The sequence below is a fragment of the Pseudomonas veronii genome (assembly GCF_001439695.1).
Taxonomy (GTDB): domain Bacteria; phylum Pseudomonadota; class Gammaproteobacteria; order Pseudomonadales; family Pseudomonadaceae; genus Aquipseudomonas; species Aquipseudomonas veronii.
Map to the genome: position 1 here is coordinate 1 of NZ_JYLL01000068.1, position 2598 is coordinate 2598.

The 2598-nt window shown below is 65.6% G+C and carries 1 protein-coding gene; it reads left to right on the top strand.

All coding sequences use genetic code 11. The features are described from left to right. A partial coding sequence (locus tag TU80_RS30935; RefSeq protein ID WP_057006136.1) for an ImcF-related family protein occupies window positions 1–2598 on the top strand: 2598 nt, incomplete at both ends.

Sequence of the window (2598 nt, forward strand, 5' to 3'; positions counted from 1 at the left end):
GCTGGACGGAGTCGTCTGGGCGCTGAACGAAACCCAGGCCGCCGACGATGTCTCGATGGGCAAAGGTGTACGCCAGGTGCAGCGCCTTGCCCGTGACTTGCGCTGGCAGTTGCCGTTATCCCTCTGGCAGGTCTGCGGCAGTGCATGGGCGCAGGACACGCGCAAAGCGCAGCCGGTGGGCTGTCAGTTGCCCGCGCGCTTCTCGGCGGCGGCGTTGGACGCCGCGCTGAATCGTTTGCTGGAGCCTTTGCGTCGCGCGGGTTTGGCGCAGATGAACGCGGTGATGAAGGATGATTTTCTGCTGCGTCTGTCGCGGGATTTAAAGGGCGAGGGCATTGATCGTTGGCGTCACACCTTGGCGCATCTGGCCGGCGAATTTGCCCGTGGCGTGCCGTTGCGGGGGTTGTGGTTCAGCCTGCCGGTACAGCGCTCGCCGCATGATCAACAACAGGCGTGGTCGGTGGCCCCGGTGTGGCACGGCGTACTCGGCGATAACCCCCGTGGCCGCCGACTGGGCTGGAGCGTGCCGCGAGTTGGCTACGCATTGGCCCTCGGCCTAGCCATGCTGTGGAGCGCAGGACTGCTGCTGTCATTCATCAGCAACCGCACGCAGATCGCCCAGGTACACAGCTCGTTGTCGACCTTGCAACGCGCATCACAAGGCGACGAACAGCTCCTGGCCCTTCATGAACTGGTCCGCGAATTGGCGCGCCTGGATGATCGCGTTCAAGGCGGCGCTCCGTGGTATCAGCGCTTCGGCCTGAATCAAAACCCAGCGCTGCTTGAAACTGTTTGGCCGCGCTACGTCGAAGCCAATAACCGCCTGATCCGCGACCCGGCCGTCGCCGCTTTACGCCAACAGCTCACGGCCCTGGTCAAGCTGGCCCCGGACAATCCCGAGCGCGCCGAACGCGCCCGTGCTGCCTACGACCAGCTCAAGGCCTACCTGATGATGGCGCGTCCGGCAAAAGCCGACGCCAGTCTGCTGGTGAAAACCCTCGGCGAAGTCGAGCCTTCACGCGCGGGCCTCTGGCAAGCCCTGGGCCCCACTCTGTGGCAGTTCTACGCCGAACACCTGGCGGAAAACCCGGCGTGGCGCATCGACACCGACGCGCGGCTGGTCGCGCAAGTCCGGCAGGTCCTGCTCGGCCAATTGGGTCAACGCAATGCCGAAGCCAATCTGTACCAACAATTGCTCGATGACGCCGCCCATCACTACCCGGCCCTGGGCCTGCCGCAACTGGTCGGCGACACCGACGCCCAGGCCCTGTTCACCACCGAGGCCAGCGTGCCCGGCGTGTTCACCCGCCGGGCCTGGGAAGGCTCGGTGCGCCAAGCCATCGATGCGATCGCCGAGGCGCGCCGCGAGGAAATCGATTGGGTGCTCAGCGACCAACCCGCCGATGTCGACACCCGCCTGAGTCCTGACCAACTGCGCGCCCGCCTCACCGAACGCTACTTCCAGGACTACGCCAGCGCCTGGCAGGATCTGCTCAACAGCCTGCGCTGGCAGCAGGCCGCGAGTCTCGATGAGTCAATCGACCAATTGACGCTGATGAGCGACGTGCGCCAATCGCCCTTGATCGCGCTGCTGAACAGCGTGGCCTACCAGGCGCAGGCGGGCAGCCGACCCCAGGCCCTGGCCGACTCGCTGGTGCAGTCTGCGCAAAAGCTGATCGGGCCGGACAAGGCTCCAGCGATCGAACCGTTGGCCCAGGCCGCCACGGGGCCGCTGGCGGCGACCTTCGGCCCGTTATTGGCGCTGCTGGACAAGTCCAACACAGACGGCCTCAGTCTCCCGGCCTTCCTCACCCGCGTGACACGGGTGCGTTTGAAACTGCAGCAGATCAGCACCGCGCCCGACCCGCTGGAAATGACCCAGGCCCTGGCACAAAGCGTGTTTCAAGGCCGCAGCATCGACCTCACCGACACCCAATCCTACGGTGCCCTGCTGGCCGCCAGCCTGGGCGCGGAGTGGGGCGGGGCGGCGCAGACGCTGTTCGTGCAGCCGCTGGAACAGGCCTGGCAACGCGTGTTGCAACCGTCCGCCGCCGGCCTCAACAGCCACTGGCAGCGCTCGATCGTCAGCCATTGGAACGCCGCCTTCGCCAGCCGTTACCCGTTTGCCGCCACCACCAGCGATGCGTCGTTGCCGATGTTGGGGCAGATGATCCGCGCGGACTCCGGGCGCATCGCACAGTTTTTACAGCAGCAATTGAGCGGCGTGCTGCGCAAGGAAGGTAGCCGCTGGGTGGCCGACCCCCGCCACAGCCAAGGCCTGCGTTTCGACCCCCGGTTTCTGGGCGCGATCAATCAACTGAGCGAACTGGCCGATGTGCTCTACACCGACGGCGGCATGGGGCTGAGCTTTGAACTGCAAGGCAAACCCGTGCGCGACGTGGTGCAAACCACCTTCATCCTCAACGGCGACCGGCACCAGTACTTCAACCAGAAAGAAAACTGGCAGCGTTTCAACTGGCCGGGGCGCAGCGACTATCCCGGCGTGAGCCTCAGCTGGACCAGCGTACATGCCGGCGAGCGGCTATTTGGCGACTACCCCGGCACCTGGGGCCTGATCCGCCTGCTGGAAAACGCCCA